This window comes from Thermomicrobium sp. 4228-Ro (assembly GCF_026241205.1).
In the GTDB taxonomy this organism is placed as follows: domain Bacteria; phylum Chloroflexota; class Chloroflexia; order Thermomicrobiales; family Thermomicrobiaceae; genus Thermomicrobium.
On the sequence record NZ_JAPFQM010000006.1, the window covers coordinates 241,016 to 261,916 of the forward strand.

24 protein-coding genes are annotated in these 20,901 nt (G+C 65.3%); 22 read left to right on the forward strand and 2 right to left on the reverse strand.

The window, feature by feature from the left end; all coding sequences use genetic code 11:
- Nucleotides 1-3: 3 nt before the first annotated feature.
- The 16 genes from flhB to OO015_RS10740 all read left to right on the forward strand — a co-directional run bounded on the left by flhB (nt 4) and on the right by OO015_RS10740 (nt 12,972).
- A complete protein-coding gene (gene flhB / locus OO015_RS10665) occupies nt 4-1,098 on the forward strand; it encodes a flagellar biosynthesis protein FlhB (RefSeq protein ID WP_265941246.1) in 1,095 nt (364 codons plus the stop codon).
- Nucleotides 1,099-1,115: 17 nt separating this feature from the next.
- On the forward strand, nt 1,116-3,191 hold the full coding sequence (flhA, locus tag OO015_RS10670; protein ID WP_265941247.1) for a flagellar biosynthesis protein FlhA: 2,076 nt from the start codon (nt 1,116-1,118) through the stop codon (nt 3,189-3,191).
- A 3-nt stretch (nt 3,192-3,194) separates the two neighbouring features.
- A complete protein-coding gene (locus tag OO015_RS10675) occupies nt 3,195-4,196 on the forward strand; it encodes a GTP-binding protein (RefSeq protein WP_265941248.1) in 1,002 nt (333 codons plus the stop codon).
- Between the two features lie 125 nt (nt 4,197-4,321).
- Complete coding sequence (locus OO015_RS10680) at nt 4,322-4,603, forward strand: hypothetical protein (RefSeq protein WP_265941249.1); 282 nt, start codon at nt 4,322-4,324, stop codon at nt 4,601-4,603.
- A gap of 20 nt (nt 4,604-4,623) precedes the next feature.
- A complete protein-coding gene (locus tag OO015_RS10685; protein WP_265941250.1) occupies nt 4,624-5,400 on the forward strand; it encodes a FliA/WhiG family RNA polymerase sigma factor in 777 nt (258 codons plus the stop codon).
- 8 nt (nt 5,401-5,408) lie between these two features.
- Nucleotides 5,409-5,792, forward strand: a complete 384-nt coding sequence (locus tag OO015_RS10690; protein ID WP_265941251.1) for a transmembrane sensory transduction histidine kinase for metal resistance — start codon at nt 5,409-5,411, stop codon at nt 5,790-5,792.
- Nucleotides 5,793-5,795: 3 nt separating this feature from the next.
- Nucleotides 5,796-6,494, forward strand: coding sequence for a hypothetical protein (locus OO015_RS10695; protein ID WP_265941252.1), 699 nt, complete (start codon nt 5,796-5,798; stop codon nt 6,492-6,494).
- Nucleotides 6,491-7,237, forward strand: coding sequence for a flagellar basal-body rod protein FlgF (flgF, locus tag OO015_RS10700; RefSeq protein WP_265941253.1), 747 nt, complete (start codon nt 6,491-6,493; stop codon nt 7,235-7,237). Before OO015_RS10695 ends, flgF begins: the two co-directional genes overlap by 4 nt.
- An 11-nt stretch (nt 7,238-7,248) precedes the next feature.
- Complete coding sequence (locus tag OO015_RS10705; protein ID WP_265941254.1) at nt 7,249-8,028, forward strand: flagellar hook-basal body protein; 780 nt, start codon at nt 7,249-7,251, stop codon at nt 8,026-8,028.
- Nucleotides 8,029-8,133: 105 nt separating this feature from the next.
- Entirely contained in the window at nt 8,134-8,442 is a 309-nt protein-coding gene (gene flgM / locus OO015_RS10710) for a flagellar biosynthesis anti-sigma factor FlgM (RefSeq protein WP_265941255.1), read from the forward strand.
- Between the two features lie 20 nt (nt 8,443-8,462).
- Nucleotides 8,463-8,858 (forward strand): hypothetical protein, encoded by a 396-nt coding sequence (locus OO015_RS10715; RefSeq protein ID WP_265941256.1) that lies wholly within the window; start codon nt 8,463-8,465, stop codon nt 8,856-8,858.
- A gap of 68 nt (nt 8,859-8,926) precedes the next feature.
- Nucleotides 8,927-10,333, forward strand: a complete 1,407-nt coding sequence (flgK, locus tag OO015_RS10720; RefSeq protein ID WP_265941257.1) for a flagellar hook-associated protein FlgK — start codon at nt 8,927-8,929, stop codon at nt 10,331-10,333.
- Between the two features lie 33 nt (nt 10,334-10,366).
- Nucleotides 10,367-11,242: a flagellar hook-associated protein FlgL gene (gene flgL / locus OO015_RS10725; protein WP_265941258.1), complete on the forward strand. Its 876-nt coding sequence runs from the start codon at nt 10,367-10,369 to the stop codon at nt 11,240-11,242.
- A 17-nt stretch (nt 11,243-11,259) separates the two neighbouring features.
- The gene (fliW, locus tag OO015_RS10730) at nt 11,260-11,685 is read left to right on the forward strand and encodes a flagellar assembly protein FliW (protein WP_265941259.1); all 426 of its coding nucleotides are present in this window, start codon (nt 11,260-11,262) and stop codon (nt 11,683-11,685) included.
- A 13-nt stretch (nt 11,686-11,698) separates the two neighbouring features.
- Complete coding sequence (gene csrA / locus OO015_RS10735; protein ID WP_265941260.1) at nt 11,699-11,944, forward strand: carbon storage regulator CsrA; 246 nt, start codon at nt 11,699-11,701, stop codon at nt 11,942-11,944.
- Between the two features lie 326 nt (nt 11,945-12,270).
- Entirely contained in the window at nt 12,271-12,972 is a 702-nt protein-coding gene (locus OO015_RS10740; RefSeq protein ID WP_265941261.1) for a type II toxin-antitoxin system HicB family antitoxin, read from the forward strand.
- A gap of 67 nt (nt 12,973-13,039) precedes the next feature.
- On the opposite strand, the gene OO015_RS10745 is transcribed toward OO015_RS10740, so the two are convergent.
- Together OO015_RS10745 and OO015_RS10750 are read right to left on the reverse strand one after the other, a co-directional pair.
- Nucleotides 13,040-13,528, reverse strand: a complete 489-nt coding sequence (locus OO015_RS10745; protein ID WP_265941262.1) for an NUDIX domain-containing protein — start codon at nt 13,526-13,528, stop codon at nt 13,040-13,042.
- Nucleotides 13,529-13,701: 173 nt separating this feature from the next.
- The gene (locus OO015_RS10750; protein ID WP_265941263.1) at nt 13,702-14,133 is read right to left on the reverse strand and encodes a nuclear transport factor 2 family protein; all 432 of its coding nucleotides are present in this window, start codon (nt 14,131-14,133) and stop codon (nt 13,702-13,704) included.
- Nucleotides 14,134-14,281: 148 nt separating this feature from the next.
- Here OO015_RS10750 and fdh point away from each other — a divergent pair, with 148 nt between their 5' ends.
- The 6 genes from fdh (at nt 14,282) to OO015_RS10780 (ending at nt 20,797) form a co-directional block, all read left to right on the forward strand.
- Nucleotides 14,282-17,467: a formate dehydrogenase gene (fdh, locus tag OO015_RS10755; protein ID WP_265941264.1), complete on the forward strand. Its 3,186-nt coding sequence runs from the start codon at nt 14,282-14,284 to the stop codon at nt 17,465-17,467.
- 71 nt (nt 17,468-17,538) lie between these two features.
- Nucleotides 17,539-18,363: a 4Fe-4S dicluster domain-containing protein gene (locus OO015_RS10760; RefSeq protein WP_265941265.1), complete on the forward strand. Its 825-nt coding sequence runs from the start codon at nt 17,539-17,541 to the stop codon at nt 18,361-18,363.
- Nucleotides 18,353-19,237 (forward strand): NrfD/PsrC family molybdoenzyme membrane anchor subunit, encoded by an 885-nt coding sequence (nrfD, locus tag OO015_RS10765; protein WP_265941266.1) that lies wholly within the window; start codon nt 18,353-18,355, stop codon nt 19,235-19,237. Before OO015_RS10760 ends, nrfD begins: the two co-directional genes overlap by 11 nt.
- Before the next feature lie 19 nt (nt 19,238-19,256).
- Nucleotides 19,257-19,478: a hypothetical protein gene (locus OO015_RS10770; RefSeq protein ID WP_265941267.1), complete on the forward strand. Its 222-nt coding sequence runs from the start codon at nt 19,257-19,259 to the stop codon at nt 19,476-19,478.
- Complete coding sequence (locus OO015_RS10775; protein ID WP_265941268.1) at nt 19,475-20,344, forward strand: formate dehydrogenase accessory protein FdhE; 870 nt, start codon at nt 19,475-19,477, stop codon at nt 20,342-20,344. The genes OO015_RS10770 and OO015_RS10775 overlap by 4 nt, the downstream gene beginning before the upstream one ends.
- Nucleotides 20,345-20,434: 90 nt before the next feature.
- The gene (locus OO015_RS10780) at nt 20,435-20,797 is read left to right on the forward strand and encodes a type III secretion fhipep protein (protein ID WP_265941269.1); all 363 of its coding nucleotides are present in this window, start codon (nt 20,435-20,437) and stop codon (nt 20,795-20,797) included.
- The last annotated feature ends 104 nt before the right edge of the window (nt 20,798-20,901 follow it).

Below are 20,901 nucleotides of genomic sequence, written 5' to 3' on the forward strand. Positions count from 1 at the left end.
GCGGTGGCGAGCGAGCGGACCGAACGAGCCACACCGCGCCGACGACAGGAAGCCCGCAAGCGCGGGCAAGTGCCACGGAGCAGCGACCTCACGTCGGCACTGGCGTTGCTCACAGGAGCATTCTTCCTCCCCTGGTACGCAGCGTCAGCAGCTGGATCGCTCTGGACCTACCTGCAGCGAAGCTTCGCTGGCCCGCTCCCGGCCGACCTGGTGGCTCCAGACCTCCTCGACTATGCCTGGACGAGCGGGACGATGTTCCTCCGATTGACCCTCCCGGTTCTCGGACTCTTTCTGCTGGTCGGCGTCGGAAGTACGCTGATCCAGACCGGCTTCGTCTTCGCTCCGGCGGTCCTCAAGCCCGACCTCCGCCGAATCGATCCGATGGCTGGCTTCCAGCGGCTCTTCTCCCGCCGTGGCCTGTTCGAGGCGGGCAAGGCGTTGCTGAAGATTGCGATCGTCCTCGCGGTGACGTATCCGATCGTCCAGCGCGACCTCTCCCGGTATGCCGACCTCACCGGTGCTGAACCCGCGCTGATCGCGCGGGCGATCGGCACCAGCATCCACGACCTGGCCCTGCGGATCGGCGCGGCCTACCTGGCACTGGCCATCCTCGACTACGGCTTCCAGCGCTGGGACCTGGAGCAACGTCTCCGCATGACGCGCCACGAGCTCAAGGAGGAACTCCGGCAGACGGAAGGCGATCCGGAGATCAAAGCACGCATCAGACGACTCCAGCGCCAGTACGCCATGCAGCGGATGATGGCCCAGGTGCCCAAAGCGACCGTCGTCGTGACCAACCCGACGCACCTGGCGATCGCCCTCCAGTACGACCCGCTCAGCATGCGCGCGCCGGTCGTCGTCGCGAAGGGAGCAGGAGCGGTCGCCGAGCGGATCACGGCGCTCGCGCGCCAGCACGCCATACCTGTCCTGCGCAACCAGCCACTCGCGCGGGCACTCTACCGCACGGTCGAGGTCGGTCAGGAGATTCCCGTCACGCTCTACGAGGCGGTCGCCGACATCATCGCCTACGTGTACCGCCTTCGCCGCGCGCACTTTCCGGTCCCGCCACCAGGCAGCGCACCGGAACCGACCGGATGACCTGAGAGGGGACGAGGATGGCGAGCGCACCGGTATCGAACCGCACGCAGGCTGAACCAGGGAGCGGACTTCGCCGACTCGTCCGCTATAGCGATGTCGCACTCGCTGCTGGTGTGGTAGCGATCGTCGCCCTGATGATCCTGCCTATCCCAGCGCACGTCCTGGACATCCTCATCACCACGAATATCGCGCTGGCCCTCACGATCCTGCTGGTCTCGCTCTATATCCAGGAGCCGCTCCAGTTCTCAGCCTTCCCGACTGTGCTGCTCTTGGCAACGCTGTTCCGTCTGGCGCTCAACATCACCTCGACGCGGCTCATCCTCCTCCAGGGAAACGCGGGCGAAGTGATCAATGCCTTCGGTCATTTCGTCGTCGGTGGGAACTACATCGTCGGCGTCGTCGTCTTCGTCATTCTCGTGGTCATCCAGTTCGTAGTCATCACCAACGGCGCCGGTCGAGTCGCCGAGGTCGCGGCGCGCTTTACGCTCGACGCCATGCCCGGTAAGCAGATGTCGATCGATGCCGACCTCAATGCGGGGCTGATCACCGAGGAAGAAGCGCGCCGGCGCCGGCAAGAGATCGCACGCGAGGCGGACTTCTACGGCGCGATGGACGGGGCGAGCAAGTTCGTCAAGGGTGACGCGATCGCTGGGATCGTGATTATCCTGATCAACATCCTGGGGGGTATCGCGATCGGCGCACTCCAGCGCGGCATGCCGCTCGGCGAGGCACTGCGCACCTACGCGCTCCTCACGGTCGGCGACGGGCTCGTCTCCCAGATCCCGGCACTCTTGATCTCGACAGCGACCGGTATCATCGTCACGCGCAGCGCGTCCGACGCGAACCTCGGGCTCGATCTCGCCCGCCAGATCTTCAGTGCGCCACGGGCGCTGGCGATCGCTGGCGTCCTGCTCGCGGTCCTCGGCCTGGCACCCGGATTACCAGCCCCGCCCTTCTTCCTCGGTGCGGTCGGCATGCTCGGGGCCGCACTCGCCCTCCGCCAGCCGCGCCGACCGGCCGCGACCGAGTCGCCACAACCGGCACCGGAGGCCGAGGAAGTCCTCCCCGAGGTGACACCGGTGGATCCGCTGGAACTGGAAATCGGATATGGCTTGATCCCACTCGTCGACCAGACGGCTGGGGGGCAGCTCCTCCGCCGGATCACGCTCCTGCGCAAGCAGATCGCCCAAGAGCTCGGCTTCGTGATGCCGACGGTGCGCATCCGCGACAACCTGGCGCTGCGTCCGAACGAGTACCGCATCCTGGTGCGGGGTGTTAAAGCCGGCGAAGGTGAAGTCTATCCGGATCGCCTCATGGTGATGACGACGACGGGCGAAGCACCCCAACTCGATGGCATCGCAGCGCGCGAACCCGCTTTCGGCCTCCCGGCGGTCTGGGTCCCCGAGGGACAACGTGCAGCGGCCGAGGCACAGGGCTACGCCGTCGTGGACTCGGCTTCGGTCATCACGACGCATCTCAGCGAAGTCGTTCGCCGCCACGCCGCTGCACTCCTGCGGCGCCAAGACGTCCAGCGCCTGCTCGACATCGTGCGGCGAGAGCATCCAGCTGTCGTCGATGAACTCGTGCCGCACCTCCTCTCCTTGAGCGAGGTGCATCAAGTCCTGCAACTCCTGCTCGAGGAACAGGTACCGATCCGGGATCTGGTGACCATTCTCGAGGTCCTCGGCAACCATGCACGCACCGTGCGCAACGTGCACGTCCTGGTCGAGCACGTCCGCCACGCACTAGCGGCGACGATCACGCAGCAATACGTCGCCCCGGACGGCACGCTGGGTGCGATGGTCCTCCACCCAGAACTCGCGAGTGAACTCAGCGAACGCATTCACCACAGCGACGAGGGGCCACAACTGGCCCTGCCTCCGGAACGGCTGCAAGCGCTTCTGACAGCGGTCGCGCAGGAGATGGAGCGCCTCGCCGCGCTCGGCTATCAGCCGGTCCTGCTCGTTCCCGCCGGACTGCGCACGGCGGTGAGCCGGAGCCTGCGCCGCTCGCTCCCGAACCTGGCGGTACTCGCCTATCAGGAAGTCGCACCATCCGTTCGCGTGCAGGTACTGGGGACAGTGAGGGGGTAAACGATGCTGGAGACACGGACCTACCGGGCTGAATCGATCCAGGCAGCGTTGTTACTGGCCAAAGCCGACCTCGGTCCCGATGCGGTGATCGTCGATGTGCGCCACATCGGCCCACGCACCCTGCGCGGAGAGGACGGTGTGGTCGAGCTGATCGCTGCACCGGCTCAGGCCGTCGTGCGACCAGCCGAAACGAGGCGGCCAGTCACGATCCCGGGCTCGACGGGCGATCCGCTCTTCCTGAGTATGACCGCACTCGGGTTAGGTCCACGCTTTACAGAAGATCTCGTGCGCACGTTTCGTCGGTATCGAGGAACGGGGGAAGCACTGCGGCGAGCACTTGCTGGGCGGATCGCCCACTACATTGCCGTCGCGCCGTGGCTCCCGGTCGGTGGACGCGCGATTCTGGCTCTGGTCGGTCCGACCGGCGTCGGCAAGACCACGACTGCGCTCAAACTGGCCGCGACGGCTCGCGCCGACGGCTTCCCGGCGCAGGTGATCAGCCTGGCTGGTGACGACGGCCACGATATGCGTCTGGAGGTACTCGCCCGCGGACTCGGTGTGCCAGTCATTCGAGCCGCGAATGGCACAGAACTGCAACGGGCACTGCGTTCCAGCACTGCACCGTTCACCCTCATCGACACGGTCGGCACCAATCCATACGACCCGCGCGCGATCGCGGCACTCGAAGCAGCATTGACGACCGCTCCGCTCGTCGTGTGCGTCACCCTGCCGGTCAGCGGTGATCTCGACGAGACGCTCGAGGCGGCACGGCGCTACGCACCGCTCCGACCACGCGCACTGATCCTGACCAAGCTGGACGAGACACGGCGCCCAGGTATGGCGCTGGGCATCGCCGAGCGGCTCGGACGTCCACTCTTGGCGCTGACGACGGGACCATCCATCCCACAGGACTTCGTGAGCGCCTCGACTTCCGCACTAGCCGAACTGGCCGCCTGGACGCTGGAGCGGCTGGAGCGCCGGCTGCGCGTCACCGACCGGTCCTAGGACTGGTGACCAGCCCGTTCTAGGAACGGAGCACTCCGGCTTTTGGGTCGGGCAGGACTGGGAAGCACCACAGCGCCTTCGATAGGGTAGGAGGTACAGGGTGGGATTGGAGGTTCGTGGTCAGAATGCAGAATGTGAAGCCTCGATATCAGCTCTCGATACGACCGCTGTTCGTGCTGGTGAGCCTCACAGGGTTCCTTCTCGTCTATGTCACCGGCGTCCTACGCGACCAGCCACTGCTCTGGGTCACCATCAGCAGCACGGTCACGTTGATCCTCCTGCTCCTCGCTGGACTGGCGATCGAGAGCCTACTCGATCACGGGTCTCGTCCGAACGAGGAGCCCGCGGTCACGTACGAACCGTCGACTCGTCCGCCAGATCGAACCGACGAGCGGCAACTCGTGTGACGAGTTGAGAGGCACCCGTGATGGCGATACCAGCTCGGCAAGAAGGGCGACTCCGACAACGGTTGCGCCGGCTCGATGTGTCCAAGGACGAGCGGGCTGAGTTGGTGGAACGCTATGCGCCACTGGTCAAGTACGTCGTCGACCGGCTACGCCTGTCGCTGCCGGCCAGTGTCGACCGCGACGATCTCATCGGGTACGGGACGATCGGGTTACTGGAGGCGCTGGACCGCTTCGACGGTTCGCGCGGCGTCAAGTTCGAGTCGTACGCGGTCATGCGCATTCGTGGGGCGATCCTGGACGCGCTCCGCACGCTGGACATCGTGCCGCGTAGTGCGCGGAGTCGAGCACGCCAGATCGAGCAGGCAACGCGCGAACTCTTCGCCGAGTATGGACGCATGCCGACGGAGGACGAGCTGGCCGAGCACCTCGGCATGACGACGAGCGAACTCCAGCAGGCAGTCAGCGATGCTGCTTGCGTCTTTCTCCCGCTGCAATCGGCCCATGACCCCGATGACCTGACACTGGAGGAACAACTCGCCGATCCGGCTGCCCTGGAGCCAGCCGAGGTCGCGGCCGATCAGGATATCAAGGCGCGCATCACTGCCGCATTGGCAACCCTGAGCGAGCGCGACCGCCTCATCGTCTCGCTCTACTACTACGAGGAGCTCACGATGCGCGAGATCAGCCAGATCCTGCAGATCTCCGAGTCACGCGTGAGTCAGATCCTGAACCGGATCCGACTTCAGTTACGGGCGCTGTTGCGCGAGCGCGGGGTCGGCGAAGCCGACGTGGAATAGGGGGAACGATGGATTTCGGACTTCCAGAGATGCAGCTCATCGCTCTGATCGGCTTACTCGGCATCGCCTCGCTGGCAGCCTGGAACTCGGCGATCCTCTGGCGCCGCCAGCGCGCGCTCGAAGAGGCGCTCGCCGACCTGGCAGAGCGCGTCGCAGCCTGGGAGCACGCTGAACCTCCGATAGCGAGTGACCGCGAGAGCGACGAACCGGCACCGCAAATCGCGCAACTGGTCGAGATGCTCAAGGCGGCGGACCGCTCGGCACTCGACGCGCTGCTGCACCCACCGTTCGACTTGCCGCGTACACCGGCATTCGAGGTCGACGACGTCCCTGCGACCGGCCCTCACTTCGGTTTCAGGCAGCGCAACGAGCGAGCGACCCGGGAGGCGTGAGCCGTGCGCTGGGTGGACGACCTGGTACCGCGCGATGGATCGGAAACGCTCGTCGAAGAGCGCCTCCCGCCGGTGATCGAGCCGGTGTTCACGCGCTGGCACGTGCTCGGCATCGCGATCACTGTCGCGATCGCGCTCTGGCTGTGGCTAACTGGGAACTCGCGTGCCGAAGCGTATCCGGTGCGCGTGATCCTCTCGCACGTCCCGACGGTCAGCACGTTCGGTCCACCCCAGGCAACCGGAGTCGCACTCATCACGTTCAGCGAGGGTGACGTACGGGCCGATCTCGTCGACCTCCCCGTATTGGGCAGCAACGACCGTTATGCGTTGTGGCTCCGGCGCTCGGATACGGGTGAAACGCTCCTCCTCGGGAAGTTCGATGCGTCATCGCTTCCGGTCACGCACGTCGACCTGCTTCTCCCGGAACCGATCCCGGAAGCAGGCTGGGATACGGTCCTCGTCACGGTCGAACCCGAACCGGATCCGGACCCTGCGCCTGACAGCCGGGTCGTGCTGGTCGGCGCATTGCCGGGAACGCCGGTCGAACTCGACCTCCTACCGCCGACCCTACCCCAGACCGGAACTGGGCCAGCTCGCACTGATACCTGGGGGCTCGTCGCTGTCAACAGCCTGCTCCTCATTGCGCTCGGCGCGATACGCGCTCGGCGGAATCGAGAAGCAGAAACGAGGGGTACGCCATGATCCGGACGATCTATGAAGCTGCTGCTGGCATGATGGCGCAGTTCGCCCGTCAGCTCACGCTGAGCACCAACCTCGCCAACATCGACACTCCTGGATACAAGCAGCAGGAGAGCACTATCCGCGACTTCCAGCAGATGTTCCTGCTCCGTCTCGCCAATGGGCAGGCCAACCCGGTCGGTACGCTTTCGACGGCCGTGCGCTGGGACCAGCCACGGGTCGACACTCGGCAGGGCGCACTGGTCGAGACCGGCCGTCCGCTCGATCTGGCCATCGCCGGGAACGCCTTCTTCGCGGTGCAGACGCCAGACGGGGTCGAATACACCCGAGACGGTCGGTTCCAGATCGATGCGCAGCGCAGGCTGGTCACTGCTGACGGTTACCCAGTGTTGGGTGAGCAGGGGCCACTCGTCCTTCCACCAGGCGACATCTGGGTCGAGCCCGATGGCACCATCCTCGCCGGCGATCAGGCCATCGGTCGCCTCCTGCTGCTCGAGTTTCCCCCCGACGCCGAGTTGACACTGGTGGCTGGCAACCGCTATCGGACCGACGCGCAAGGCGTGCCCTCGCAGACTGCCGGTGTCAGCCAGGGGTTCATCGAGGCCTCCAACGTCGATCTGACCCAGACGCTGACGGATATGCTAGCGGCGACACGCAGCTACCAGCTGGCAGCTCGGACGCTGCAACTCGCCGACGAGACGCTCCGGCTAGCGGTGAACTCGGTGGGCCGCATCAGCCAGGGATGAGGTGAGGCACGATGGAAGCGCTGTACTTTCCGGCAGTCAGTGGCGCGCGAGCCCAGCAAGTACGACTCGACACCATCGCGCACAACCTGGCGAACCTGGAGACCGATGGATTCAAAGCCGTGCGGGCCGAGTTCGCCGCAGTACCACCGCAGCAGTACCTGGTCGCACGAGCTGGCGAGGCTGTCCTCGGCCCGGTGCGTGTCGGTGCCGGTGTGGAAGTCATCGGCACTACCCGGCAATACACGCTCGGGCCGATCGAAGTCACCGGCGATCCCTTCGACCTCACCTTGAGTGGACCGGACACCTTCGTCGCCACGCAGCTCGCCGACGGTACGATCGCCTACCGTCGCAGCGGCCGCCTCAGCCTCGACGGAGCCGGTCGACTCATCTTCGAGGACGGAAGCCTCCTCCAGCCACCCGTCACACTCCCAGCTGGGACGCAACTCGACCGGATCGCACCGGACGGCACCATCTACGCGCGGACAGCCGATGGCACCGGAACGCAAGCGATCGGACAGATTCAGCTGGTGCGCTTCCCCAACCCACAGGGACTGCTCGCAGCCGGACAGGGTCGCTGGCTGGCGACCGAGGCAGCCGGGCAACCGGAAACCGGCATTCCTGGGGAAGCGACCTGGCCACCGGTGCTGAGCGGAGTCCGCGAGCATTCCAACGTGGACCTCGTCGATCAGATGACGCAGCTCATCATGGCGCAACGTGCCTACACCGCGAACCTCCGCGCGCTCCAGACGATCGACGAACTGATCGAGATCGCCACGCGCTTGCGGCAGTAGTAGGAAATCCAGCACGGCCCCTTCAGAGCCATCCGAGCTCTGCCGATAGAGTAGGATGAGCGGCGAGCGGATGCCGCAGCGAGAGCGAACCCGAGGGAAGGGACGATGGTCAACCAGGTCGGCAGTATCGGGCACGATCCCTCGATCCAGCGGATCGAGACGCCCGAGCAGCAGGCACGGCAGCCAGTCGCCCCGCCGGCTCGTCCGGATCGCCCGTCGCAGGCAGCGGAGTTGACGCCGGAACTCCAAGAGGTGCAGCGGGCGATCGAGGTGGTGCGGCAGGCACCGGACGTGCGCGAAGGGCGCGTCGCGGCGATCCGGAAGCTCCTGGAGGCCGGACGCTACCAGGTGCCACTGGAGGCGGTTGCTGATCGGGTAGCGAACGAACTCCGGCCGACGCTCGAGAGCGAGTAGGCGCTGGAGGAGACCAGACCATGGGCAAAGCGCCGCAGGGAGGCGGCAGCAGCGACGAGCTGGCTGCCATCGGTGAGCTTTTGGCTGCGCTCGCACAGGCACTGGTGGCGGGAACGCCCGAGGAGATTACCGCATTGGCGCGACTCCTCGAGCAGCGTGCGAACGAGCTGCAACCGACCACCGCGGACGCAGCGCGCCTGGCAGCGATCGCGACGCTACGCGAGCGTGCCGCTTCGCTCGTGCAGACTCTTTTCGTCACGACCGACCGCTTCCTCGCCCGGGCGATGGAAGTGCAAGCCCGAGGTCAGAGCTACCGGCCGAGGCCGGGTGCACTACCATCAGGCACATCGATCGGGAACGGCACTGCCGCGAGCTTGGCCGACTACCGCAACAGCCTGTCAGACCTGCGCGCATAGGGGTTCAGCGCGAGGCGGCTACTGCCGATCATTTTCCGAGAAGAGGTCTCGGCGGAGGGATTGCGGCGATGGTCTTTCGGGCACTGGAGACAGCGTTCCGCGGCCTCATGGCCCAGCAACGCGCCGTCGATACGACGAACCACAACATCGCCAACGCGAACACGCCGGGCTTCGCACGGCAACGCGTGGCTCTAGTGCCGAGCGCACCGTACACGGTGCCTGCCTTCAACCGCTCCGGCTTGGCCGGGCAGATCGGAACCGGTGTCCTGGTGGCGAGCATCACGCGCATCCGCGAGTCGGTCTTCGACCAACAGTACCGCGTACAGTCGCAAGCGCTCGGGGAAAGCTCGACGCTGGTCGATGCGTACGCACAGATCGAGGCCGTCTTCAACGAGCCGACCGCATCGGGGCTGGGTGCCCTGCTCGACCGCTTCTGGCGGGCCTGGCAGGCGGTGAGCAACCAGCCGGAAGACCTGGCAGCGCGGGCTGCCCTGGTCCAGGACGCTACGACGCTCGCGGCGAACCTCAACCGGATGCGGACGCAGTTGCAACAGCTCCAGAGCGACGCGGCGGTCAAGCTGACGCTCCAAGTGAGCGAAGTGAACGGCATCGCACAGCGCGTTGCAGCGCTCAACCAGCAGATCGTCGCAGCGCTGGCGACGGGGCAGACGCCGAACGACCTCCTGGACCAGCGTGACCTGCTCCTCGACAAACTCGCGAGCTTCACCGGTGCGACGATCCGAACCCTTCCGAATGGGGCCGTCAACATCTACCTCGGTGGCTACCCGCTGGTCGATCAAGAGCAGTCGTTCCCCCTGACCGTGCAGGTCGCTGGAGGCACCGCCAGCATCGCCTGGCAGGGGACGAACAGTCCCGTCGCATTGGAGCGTGGCTCGTTGCAAGCGCTTCTCGATATACACAACTCGACCCTGCCGGGCCTAGTGGGCAAGCTGGAGGCGATCCGCGACGCCCTCGCCAACGAAGTGAACGCACTGCACACGACCGGCTACGGGCTCACCGATCCAGCGGGACCACCACCAGCGCGCCCGTTCTTTGTGATCAACCCGGACGGCTCGCTCGAGGTCGAACCGACGATCGTCGCCGATCCTCAGTTAGTCGCGGCTGCCGATGCAGCCGCCGAACCCGGGAACAACGCGATCGCCCGGGCGATCGCTGAGCTTCGCTCCAAGCTCGTCCTCAACGGCAACACCGCAACGATCAACGATTTCTACAACACGCTCGTTGCGGAGGTCGGCGGCGCATCGCAGACCGCGCAGGTGACCCGTGACAACCAGCAAGCGCTCGTCGACGCGATCGACCGGCAACGCAAGGAGATCATGTCAGTCTCGCTCGACGAAGAAATGGCCAACCTCATCAAGTACCAGCAGGCATACGGGGCGGCCGCGCGGGCGATCACGGCGGTCGACGAGATGCTCGACCGGATCATCAACGGTATGGGCCTGGTGGGACGCTAGCGACGGTGCAGTAGGGTGGAAGGATAGTGTGGGATGCGCGTCACACACGGTATGCTGGTCGACACCTTGCTGAAGAACCTCTCCGGAAACCTGGCACGGATGGAACGGGTGTACCAGCAGATCACCTCGGCCCGGCGCATTTCGCGTCCCTCGGACTATCCTGTCGGAACCGCAACGGTGCTCCGTCTCGGTTCAGCGGCACAAGAGATCGAGCAGTACCTGGCGAACGTCGAACAGGCCCGAACCTGGCTCGACCTCACCGATCAGGCGCTGACGACGATCGGGCAGTCGCTGCAGCGCGTCCGCGAACTGGTCGTGCAGGCTGCGAACGACACGCTTTCGGCCGACGACCGGCAGGCTATCTGGGCCGAGCTGACCGCGCTGCAGGAGCAGATCGCGACCACTGGCAACTACGCGCACGCCGGACAGTACCTCTTCGCCGGCAGTACGACGCAGACGGAGCCGTTCGATCTCTCGACCGATCCACCGACCTATCGAGGGAACAACGACCAGCTACTGCGCCTGATCGATCGCGGCGTCACGGTGGACATCAACGTCCCGGGCAGCGTCGCGATCGTGCCAGTTCTCCAGGCGGTGAAGCAAGCGCGCGATGCGGTCGCGTCGAACGACCCGAACGCGATTCGTGCCACCCTCGCGACGATCGATGCCGCCCAGACACAGCTTCTGGCAGCGCAGGCCTCGGTGGGCGCGCGCGTCAACCGGCTGGACGCCCAGCGTGACCGTCTGCTCGACGCGCACACGAGCACGCTTCGGCTCCTGAGCGAAGCCGGTGACACCGACATGGCCGAAGCAGTCACCCGGTTCTCGAAAGAGGAACTCACCTACCGAGCGGCGCTGCAGGCGGGAGCCCGGGCGATCCAGCCGACGCTCCTCGACTTCCTGCGGTAAGCCCGAGAGGAGGAGCGATGGCTCGACCGATTCAGAACGTGGCCACAGAAGTCGCCGAGCGGACGATCATCTTCCCCAACGGCCTCATCGGTTGCCCAGAATGGCGGCACTTCGCTGTCGAGGCTCCCGACGAGCTCCCGGGCCTTCTCGTGCTCCGCTCGCTCGACGAACCGGGGATCGAATTCGTGCTCGCGCCAGTCCCCGAGCTGGTGCCGGACTTCCTCGATCAACTGGCGCAGGTGGACCGAGCAGCGCTGGCAGCGCTTGGTGTGGGAACGGCAGCGGAGGTCGAACTCTGGGCGACCTTGAGTGTCCACGAGGACGGAACCGTTACCGCGAACCTCCTGGGGCCGCTTGTGCTGGACTTCGCCCGTGGCTGCGGGATCCAGGTGGTTCTCGCCGATTCGGGTTGGGGCACTCGCCACCTGATCGTGACGGCATGAAGGGGATGGTGCGATGCTCGTGCTCACCCGGCGACCAGGCGAGGCCCTGCTGATCGGCCAGGACATCCGGCTCGTCGTGCTCGGCGTCGAAGGCGAACGCGTCAAGCTTGGCATCGAGGCACCACGGGAGGTCACGGTCGTCCGTTCCGAGCTCCTGGAGGCCGTCCGCGAGGCGAACCTGCAGGCTGCACGAGCACCCGCGCGCGTGCTGGAGCGGCTGCAGCGAGCGCTCGCTGGCTCGCCGACCGAACGACCTTGACGACCCCTACCTGCTATTCGCCGAGAGGCCGCGTCCCTCGCCCTTCTGTCCTGCCGCGCAGCATCCGCCACTGCATGACGAGCTGGAACCCTCACGGGCCGGCTCGCTACCGTTGCGGGTGGCGACCTGCCGCCACGTTGCGTTCCCAACTCGTTCCCCAGTAGAAGAAGCGTCCTGCAACCGGGCCACGCGCTCGCTCGTTGTATCCAAACAGGAGAAGGCCGCACGGCGGCGCCCCGAACGAGCCACCGCGTCTGGCTCGGCGAGGAACCGCGACCGACCAGGTGGGGTTGTCTGGCAGATAGGATTGACCAGGGAGCGAGAGTATGACGGGCTACCTGCCGTGGCGAGTACTCGCCGAGCAGTGGGAGACTCACTGGGTCGGCTACGTCGTCGAACTCCCCGGCTGCCAGTTCGCGGCGGCTACGCTCGATGAACTCCTGCAACGGGTACCGCTGGCGATTTCCAGCCATGTAGCGTGGTTGCGCGGACACGGTTTGCAGGGGATGAACCGGCCCTCCGACGTCTTTCTTCTGACCGAGCGCGCTCAGGCGCTTCCGGGTCAATGCGGACCGCTCTTCGACGCGGACCGGCGGAACATTTCGGCCGGCGAGCTCGACGTCGCGATCCGTGTCGGGGAGGCCGCTATCGAGGAACTGCTGGCACTCGCCGTACGCGCCCACGACTGGGACACGCTTCCGGAATCGCAGCGACCGCCCGGTTGGCCACCCCCGACCGTTCTCCGTCACGTCGCTGAAATGGACCGCTGGTATGCGGCACGCCTCATGCCGGATATCGGCGCGTTGGCACTGCCGGACGATCCGCGCGAGGCAGTCCGCCGCGCCCACCAGGCGTTCGTCTCCGGGATCCGAGCGTGGTGGGCGATCTGGAGAGACCGGGTCGTCGAGCGCGACGGTGAACAGTGGACGGTTGCCAAGGTGCTCCGTCGTCGCACTGGGCACCTGCGCGAGCACGCCGAGCAGCTGCTCGCCTGGGTCAGGGTTGCCGGCCAGTCCAACCGGAGTTGAGCAGGATGCCGCAGACACGGACTCGTGTCCGAGCGCATCCCGTGCAACAGTGGCAAAGCGCGACCGCTCAACAGAAGAGGCGCCACGTGGCGGGATCGCGACCGGCAGCAGCGTAGTCGAAGTCGGCGGCGAACGGCTGGACGGTACAGCGCCCCTCGAGGACACGCACGGCGACGTAGCGGGAGAGCGCCGTGATCGGCGCCGCTGGATCGCGGAGTTCCTCCAGGGTGAAGAAGCGCGCATCGTCGATCTCGTGACCATCCGGTTGCGGCTCACCGGCGAGCCAATCGAGCAAGAACATCACGTAGGTATCATTGCGATCGCCATCGCAGCGTGTCCGCAAGCCGACGATGCCGTGCACTGCCGCTGTGATCCCAGTTTCCTCGGCGACCTCGCGCACGACTGCCTGGTCGAGCGTCTCACCGGGCTCGACGAGTCCGCCGGGGAAGAGATAGAGACCACGGGAGGGCCCATAGCGCTGTCGGACGAGCAGGATCGCCCGCTCGCGTTGGACGATGCCACCGACAGCGACGACGTGTCCCACTATCCCTGACACTGCTCACTCCCTCCGAGGCCATTCTGGAAGAGTATGGACGATGGATGCCACAGTCGGCGAGTAAAGTGAGCAGGAGCGGGGGATGAGTGCGTCCGACCGACCGTCCTGTCCAGGCTCGGGTTGGCGGGCATGGGCCACAGCGACTCGAAAGGGAACCCGGGCGAGAAGGCCGGTCATGGCTGAGGAACGAGATCACGCGGGTTGTGGATCTTCCAGACGCCATCTTCGTAAACCAGATGGAACATATACGTCGAGACACGTGGGCCGAGACGCTGGACGACGATGACGGAGGCCTCGTTGCCGCGGATTTCGGGTTGGTCGATCTCGAGGATCTCGATACGCGAACCGATCTCGGCTGCCGCCTGGACGACCGCCATGAACTCGTCGAACGACTCGCCGTCATTGGTCGCCCGGGAATGCATGAGCCAGGCCTCGCCAGCGCGACCGTGATAGATCGCGTCCAAGTAGCGCGTGACGACGGCACGGACCTCGTCTGCTGGGTCGGTGAACGGGGTGGGAGTTGGAACCGGCGCAGCGCGAGAGCAGGCGAGGAAGAAGACGCTTGACAGGGTGAAAAAGAACCAGGCAGCGAGAACTCGACGCATCGAGCGACCTCCCGGTGCTCTCCTGCAGAGCCAACGATAGCCGCTCACTCTTGACAAAGTCAACCGATGAGCATAGAATGGCTCTAGCATTGGTCATGCCCCGATATCCAGAGTACGGCAGTGTCGAGCAGAGCGAGGAGGTCGTTCGATGGCTGTGACGGTGTCGCGCCGCACATTCCTGAAATTCGGTGGCGCGGCAGCGGGAACCGCAGTGGGTGCCTTAGCTGGCCTGGGCGTGGATCTGCGTCCCAAGCAGGTGCGGGCACAGCAGCTGCGGATCGCGAACGCGCAGGTGTTCCCGAGCGTGTGCCCCTACTGTGCAGTGGGCTGTGGAACCCTCGTGCACGTGGTCAACGGGCAGATCGTCAATATCGAGGGGAACCCGAAGAGCCCGATCAACAAGGGGAACCTGTGCCCGAAGGGAGCAGCGCAGTTCCAGCTGCACGTGAATCCCAACCGGCTGACCAAGGTCCTCTACCGGAAGCCTTATGGCACCCAGTGGGAAGTCGTCGACCTCGACTGGGCGATGGACCGTGTCGCGGAACTGGTGAAGAAGACGCGCGACGAGACGTTCGTCGAGACGCTACCGAACGGCAAGCGGGTGATGCACACGACGGCGATCTTCTCGCTGGGTGGCGCGACGATCGATAACGAGTGGAACCACATCCACCAGAAACTGATGCGTGGCCTGGGGATCGTCCGGATCGAGAACCAGGCACGGATATGACACAGCTCGACCGTCCCCGGTCTGGGGACTCGGCTCGGGCGCGGTGGTTCGACCACCTTCCCCGGTGACCTCGTCAACGCGGACCTGATCATCATCATGGGTTCCAACATGGCCGAGAACCACCCGGTGGCATTCCGCTGGGTGGCGGAGGCGAAGCGACGCGGTGCGAAGCTGATCCACGTCGACCCGCGCTTCACGCGCACCTCGGCGATGGCGGATCTCTACGTGCCGCTCCGCTCCGGGACGGATATCGCCTTCCTCGGCGGACTCATCCACTACATGATCGAGAACGAGAAGTATTTCAAGGACTACGTCGTCAACTACACGAACGCGGCGACGATCATCCGCGACGATTTCCAGGACACCGAGGATCTCGAGGGGGTCTTCTCGGGTCTGAAGGAAGCTCCCGAAGGGACGTTCCAGAAGTACGTCTACGACAATGCGACGTGGCAATACAAGCGCACGCAGCCGTGGGATGCGGCCAAGGCGCGTGAGGAGGCGAAGAAGGCAGCGACCTTCGCGGAGATGATCCAGAAGATGGTGCCGCCACCGGCCGAGAAGGATCCCACCCTGCAACACCCACGGACGGTGTTCCAGATCGTCCGGCGTCACTTCTCGCGCTACACGCCGGAGATGGTCGAGCAGATCTGTGGGACGCCGAAAGAGCTGTTCCTCAAGGTGGCCGAGATGCTGGCCGAGAATTCCGGCCCGGAGCGCACGACGACGTTCGTCTACGCGATGGGCTGGACGCAGCACACCTACGGCGTCCAGAACATCGGTTGCGCGGCGCTCCTGCAGCTCCTGATGGGGAACATGGGCCGACCAGGCGGTGGCATCCTGGCCTTGCGCGGGCACGCCACGATCCAAGGCTCGACCGATATTCCGACGCTCTACCATTCGATCCAAGGGTACATGGCGCACCCGGACGCACGGCGCAATCACGATACGTTGCGCGACTACATCCTCACCGAGACGCGGCCGACCGGGTACTGGGCGAACCTGCCCAAGTTCATGGTGAGCTACCTCAAGTCGATGTACGGCGCTGCCGCCAAGCCGGAGAACGACTTCGGCTACGACTGGCACCCGAAGATCAACGGCGACTACTCGTTCATGGCCAGCTTCCACGCCATGGCGCGGGGCGAGATCAAGGGTGCGTTCTTCTTCGGTCAGAATCCCGCCACCTCGATCAACGCGGGGCTCATCCGCCGCGCCCTCGCGAATCTGGACTGGCTGGTCGTCAAGGACAACTTCGAGACCGAGACGGCCGCCTTCTGGTACAAGTCGCCGGAAGTCCAGAGCGGCGAGATGAAGCCGGAGGAGATCAAGACCGAGGTCTTCCTGTTCCCCTCCGCACAGGTGGCGGAAATCGAGGGGACGTATACCAATACGCAGCGACTCATCCAGTTCCACGAGAAGGCAGCCGACCCGCCCGGCGACTGCCGTTCGGATGCGTGGTTCACGCACCAGCTCGCACTGCGCTTGAAGAAGCTCTATGCCGACTCGACCCTGCCGCGCGACGAAGGGTTCAAGAACCTGACCTGGGACTACGACTACGAGCCAGGCAAGTACCCGACGAACACGCGCATCCAGGGTGAGCCGGACGTCATGAAGATCTGGCGCGAGGTCAACGGGTTCAAGACCGACACGGGCGAACTCCTCAAGGGGTTCGGCGACCTCAAGGACGACGGTTCGACGACTTGCGCGTCGTGGATCTATTGCGGCGCCTATCCGGAGGAGGGGAAGTTCCTGCCGGCGAGCCGCAACCCGGATCCGGACGACAAGCCGGGTACCCACCTCGGTTGGGGCTACGCCTGGCCAGCCAACCGGCGCATCCTCTACAACCGGGCTTCGGCCGACCCCAATGGCAATCCCTGGTCGGAGCGGAAGAAGTACATCTGGTGGGACGCTGGACAGAAGAAGTGGGTCGGTAACGACGTACCGGACTTCCCGGCGACGAAAGCGCCGGACACGCCGGCCAAGCCGGGTGCGACTGGCCTCGATGCCCACGACGGCAAGAGCCCGTTCATCATGATGGCCGACGGCAAGGGCTGGCTCTTCGTGCCGACCGGGTTGCAGGACGGACCGCTGCCGACGCACTACGAGCCGATTGAGTCGCCGGTTCCGAACTTGCTGTATCCGAAGCAGCAGAACAACCCGATCGCCAAGTACTACGAGCACGAGCGGAACCAGCTGGCTGCAGTCAGCGACCCGCAGTTCCCGATCGTGCTGACGACCTACCGCCTGACGGAACACCACCTCTCCGGCGCGATGAGCCGCTGGCTGCCGTGGCTGGCGGAGCTCCAGCCGGAGCTGTTCGTCGAGATCAGCCCGGAGCTGGCGCAGGAGAAGGGGATCAAGAACCTCGACTTGGTGCGCATCACCTCGAAGCGCGGCACGATCGTTGCCAAGGCCCTGGTGACGCCGCGGCTGCGGCCGCTCACGGTGAACGGCAAGACGATCCACCAGATCGGTATGCCGTGGCACTGGGGCTTCATGGGGATCGTGGTCGGCGACGTGGTCAACGATCTCGGTGCCTGGGTGGCCGATCCGAACGTGCAGATCCACGAGATGAAGGCGCTCACGGTCAACGTCGAGAAGGCGAAGTAGGTGGAGAACGGAGGGGGAAGCCGGTGCGGCGGGACACCACCGCACCGGCCATGCCCTGGGGGAGATGAGCGATGGCCGAACCGATGGGCTTCTTCACCGACACGTCCGTCTGCATCGGCTGTAAAGCCTGCGAGGTGGCCTGCAAGGAGTGGAACCAGCTACCAGCTCGGAACGGCGGCAAGATCCAGCTGAGCGGGCAGTCGTACGACAACACGGTCTCGCTGAGCGGCATCCAGTGGCGGCACGTCAAGTTCGTCGAGCAGTTCAGCCCCGACCGGTCGACCGGCCGCTGGCTGATGATGAGCGACGTGTGCAAGCACTGTGTGCAGGCAGCGTGCCTCGAGGTCTGCCCAACCGGTGCCATCATCCGGACGGAGTTCGACACCGTCGTGATCCAGCAGGACGTCTGCAACGGGTGCCGGGCCTGCATCGCGGCCTGCCCGTTCGGCGTCATCGAGATCAATCCCGAGACGAACACCGCGATGAAGTGCACCCTCTGCTACGACCGGCTGCAGGCCGGCATGGTACCGGCGTGTGCGCAGGCCTGCCCGACACAGTCGATCCAGTTCGGGCCGATCTCGGAACTCAAGCAGCGTGCCCAGGAACGCTTGCAGCAGCTGCACGAACAAGGCGTCACACAAGCTCGTCTCTACGGGCACGACGAGTCGATCTTGGGCGGCTTGAACGCGTTCTATCTTTTGCTCGACAAGCCGGAAGTCTACGGCTTGCCCTCCAATCCGCAGCTCCCTTCACGGAACGTCGCTCCCTCGGCTGCCTTGTCGGCAGCAGGCGCAGTCGCGCTCGGTCTTCTCGGGCTCGTCGGTCTGCGCAAGCAGCGGATGGATCGGCTCGCAGCGGAGGCACGTGGCGAAGGGGAGGGCAGCCATGCCGGATAGCTTTTTCACGCACTCGCCGGAATGGCGGTGGTGGATCGTCTTCTACTTCTTCATCGGCGGCATCTCCGGCGGCGCATTCGCACTCGCTGCGCTCTTGCGCCTTTTCGGGCAACCGGGTGACCGTCCGGTTTCACGTCTCGGGTACTACATCGCGTTTCCCGGTAGCCTGATCAGTGGTCTCTTGCTGATCCTCGACCTGAAGCGGCCGGAGCGCTTCTGGCACATGTTGATCCAATCGGAGACCTTCCGACCGGCGTTCAAGTGGTGGTCGCCGATCTCTGTCGGATCGTGGGGACTGCTCGCCTTCGGCTTCTTCTCTTTCCTCGCGTTCGTGGGTGCGCTCGCTGAAGTCGGTATCCTGCCACGTGGGCTCTCAGCATTTGTCACCGGGACGCTCGGGGCCATCGTCAATGTCCTCGGTGGTCTCTCCGGGTTCTTCTTAGCCGGCTATACTGGGGTGCTCCTGTCGACGACCAATCGGCCACTCTGGAGCGATACGGTTTGGCTCGGGTTGCTCTTCCTCGTCTCCGGCTTCTCGACTGGTGCAGCGCTCTTGATCCTGCTGAGCTGGCGGAGCGATTCGCCGGCGGTCCGGTGGCTGAAAGAACTCGATTCCTGGACACTCATCCTGGAACTCGTCGTCCTGATCGTCCTACTGGCATCGGTCGGCACGGCGGTGCTCCGGCCGGTTCTGTTCAACGCCTGGGGCGTTCTCTTGCTCGTCGGTGTCGTCCTGGTCGGTATTCTGGTCCCGTTGCTTCTTCACTTCCGGCCGCTGCTCGGGCGGTTGACGGTGCCGAGTGCGGCCGTGCTGGTCCTGGTCGGAGGGTTCATTCTCCGTGTCGTGATGTTGCTCTCGTCGGAGGCTGTGTGAGGTGGGGCGAGCAAGACGAGTGGTCAGCTGGGCACTCCGGATCCTGGCAATCACGGTGCTCTCGGGTGCACTCATCGCCTGTGGGCCGGAGGCATCGCGCACACGCGGCGGCGGTCCGGGTGCGGATATCGGTAATCGCGGGAGCGAAATCCAGCTCCATCCCTTCGGCCCAAAGGTGATCTACTCGAATACTCCGAAGGAGGGCGAGGCCAGCCAGGTCGCTGGGATGCCGGTCGAATGAGTACGATCGTCGACAAGTTCGAGCAGTTGGCGGAGCAGGACGCTGTCCTGGCTCCGCTGGCCCGTCTGTATGCGCTGGCATTACGGTTCGCCGCTGCGCCGGGAAGCCAGCTGTTGGCGAGCGTTCTCGACGCGCAGCCGGTCACGGATGGTGTGACGCCGGCTCTGCACGGGCGGACGCTCGTCGTCGACGTCGGACAGGCGACGCAGCTCGTCACCGAGGCAGCCGAGCTCCTCACCCGCAGCGGGATCGCAGCCGGTGATGACCTCGCTCTGGCCGTACGATCCGGTCGGTTGGTTGTGCTGGACCTGGTTCGGGTAGGGATCGTTACCACTCCGGAACGTCTCGAGGAGCTTGGACAGCGAGCTGGCGTTTCTCCGGGGGTCGTCGCCACGCTAGCGCAGACTGTGGCGATACCGTTTCTGGTCACGGCCGCCCGTGCGATCGGCGGGCAACCCGCCAGCACGTGGCACGCCGGCTACTGTCCCCTTTGCGCGGCCTGGCCCGTAGTCGCCGAGTTCCGCGGGCTGGAACGTGACCGCTGGTTGCGGTGCGCGCGGTGCGGAGCCGGCTGGCGCTTCCCGCACCAGCACTGTCCGTTCTGTGGGAACAGTGACCACCGGAGCCTGCGCTATCTGGCAGAAGAAGGGAAACAGGACGCTCAGCGTGTCGAGGTCTGCGAGGTCTGTCACGGGTACGTGAAGACATTCGCGACCCTGGGCGCCTGGAGCCACGGCGAGGTGCTCTTGCAGGACCTGACGACGATCGAACTCGACCTCGTCGCGGTGGAGCGCGGCTACCAGCGGCCAGGGAGCCTCGGGTTTCCCTTGGCCGTCACGGTCGTCGCACGGGAGCTCGTCGCCTGACACGGTTCCGAGCCAGCACTGTGGCGCCCCACTCGCACACTGGGTCCGTCCGAGGCCGGCGAGGTGCACAAGCCGAAGAGGTAGCGCCCCATGGGACACAGACTCGATCCCCCAACGCTCGTACGCCCAGCAATTTTCTGCCAGGCTCTCTTGCAGGCGCTCCAGGTGAGCGAGGAACGCCGGAAGCGACGCAAGCGCGACCAAACACCCGACCAGCTCGGCCAGGAGCTCAAGCGCTGGATCCTCGAGCAGGCCATCGCGGCCGATCCGGAACCGGAGCAATTCGAGCAGTGGCTGCTCGAACTCGTACTCCGCACCCCCGGTAGTGGTGGCCTCCGGGCGATGTGCCAGGAAGTTTATTCGGAATACCAGCTCGCCCAGTACGATCCGGACTTTCGGACGTGGCTCGCGCTGGGGGCGCCGAGTGCGGACAAGCCAGCGAAGCGGTGCTGAATCCGGCTGCCGTTCTGCATCGCCAACGCGATCACCTGTCTCCCTTTCGGTCATGCCGCCTGGAGGCTCGCTAGGGAATGTCGCTGGCACGGCTTAGAGTAGCC

Coding starts and splice junctions, on each gene's coding strand:
- OO015_RS10740 (WP_265941261.1), top strand. CDS start 12,271: ATGACGGGCTACCTGCCGTGGCGAGTACTCGCCGAGCAGTGGGAGACT.
- OO015_RS10690 (WP_265941251.1), top strand. CDS start 5,409: ATGGATTTCGGACTTCCAGAGATGCAGCTCATCGCTCTGATCGGCTTA.
- OO015_RS10705 (WP_265941254.1), top strand. CDS start 7,249: ATGGAAGCGCTGTACTTTCCGGCAGTCAGTGGCGCGCGAGCCCAGCAA.
- fliW (WP_265941259.1), top strand. CDS start 11,260: ATGGCTCGACCGATTCAGAACGTGGCCACAGAAGTCGCCGAGCGGACG.
- OO015_RS10685 (WP_265941250.1), top strand. CDS start 4,624: ATGGCGATACCAGCTCGGCAAGAAGGGCGACTCCGACAACGGTTGCGC.
- flhA (WP_265941247.1), top strand. CDS start 1,116: ATGGCGAGCGCACCGGTATCGAACCGCACGCAGGCTGAACCAGGGAGC.
- OO015_RS10750 (WP_265941263.1), bottom strand. CDS start 14,133: ATGCGTCGAGTTCTCGCTGCCTGGTTCTTTTTCACCCTGTCAAGCGTC.
- csrA (WP_265941260.1), top strand. CDS start 11,699: ATGCTCGTGCTCACCCGGCGACCAGGCGAGGCCCTGCTGATCGGCCAG.
- OO015_RS10715 (WP_265941256.1), top strand. CDS start 8,463: ATGGGCAAAGCGCCGCAGGGAGGCGGCAGCAGCGACGAGCTGGCTGCC.
- OO015_RS10780 (WP_265941269.1), top strand. CDS start 20,435: ATGGGACACAGACTCGATCCCCCAACGCTCGTACGCCCAGCAATTTTC.
- OO015_RS10675 (WP_265941248.1), top strand. CDS start 3,195: ATGCTGGAGACACGGACCTACCGGGCTGAATCGATCCAGGCAGCGTTG.
- flgK (WP_265941257.1), top strand. CDS start 8,927: ATGGTCTTTCGGGCACTGGAGACAGCGTTCCGCGGCCTCATGGCCCAG.
- flgL (WP_265941258.1), top strand. CDS start 10,367: ATGCGCGTCACACACGGTATGCTGGTCGACACCTTGCTGAAGAACCTC.
- nrfD (WP_265941266.1), top strand. CDS start 18,353: ATGCCGGATAGCTTTTTCACGCACTCGCCGGAATGGCGGTGGTGGATC.
- OO015_RS10775 (WP_265941268.1), top strand. CDS start 19,475: ATGAGTACGATCGTCGACAAGTTCGAGCAGTTGGCGGAGCAGGACGCT.
- OO015_RS10680 (WP_265941249.1), top strand. CDS start 4,322: ATGCAGAATGTGAAGCCTCGATATCAGCTCTCGATACGACCGCTGTTC.
- flgF (WP_265941253.1), top strand. CDS start 6,491: ATGATCCGGACGATCTATGAAGCTGCTGCTGGCATGATGGCGCAGTTC.
- OO015_RS10760 (WP_265941265.1), top strand. CDS start 17,539: ATGGCCGAACCGATGGGCTTCTTCACCGACACGTCCGTCTGCATCGGC.
- flgM (WP_265941255.1), top strand. CDS start 8,134: ATGGTCAACCAGGTCGGCAGTATCGGGCACGATCCCTCGATCCAGCGG.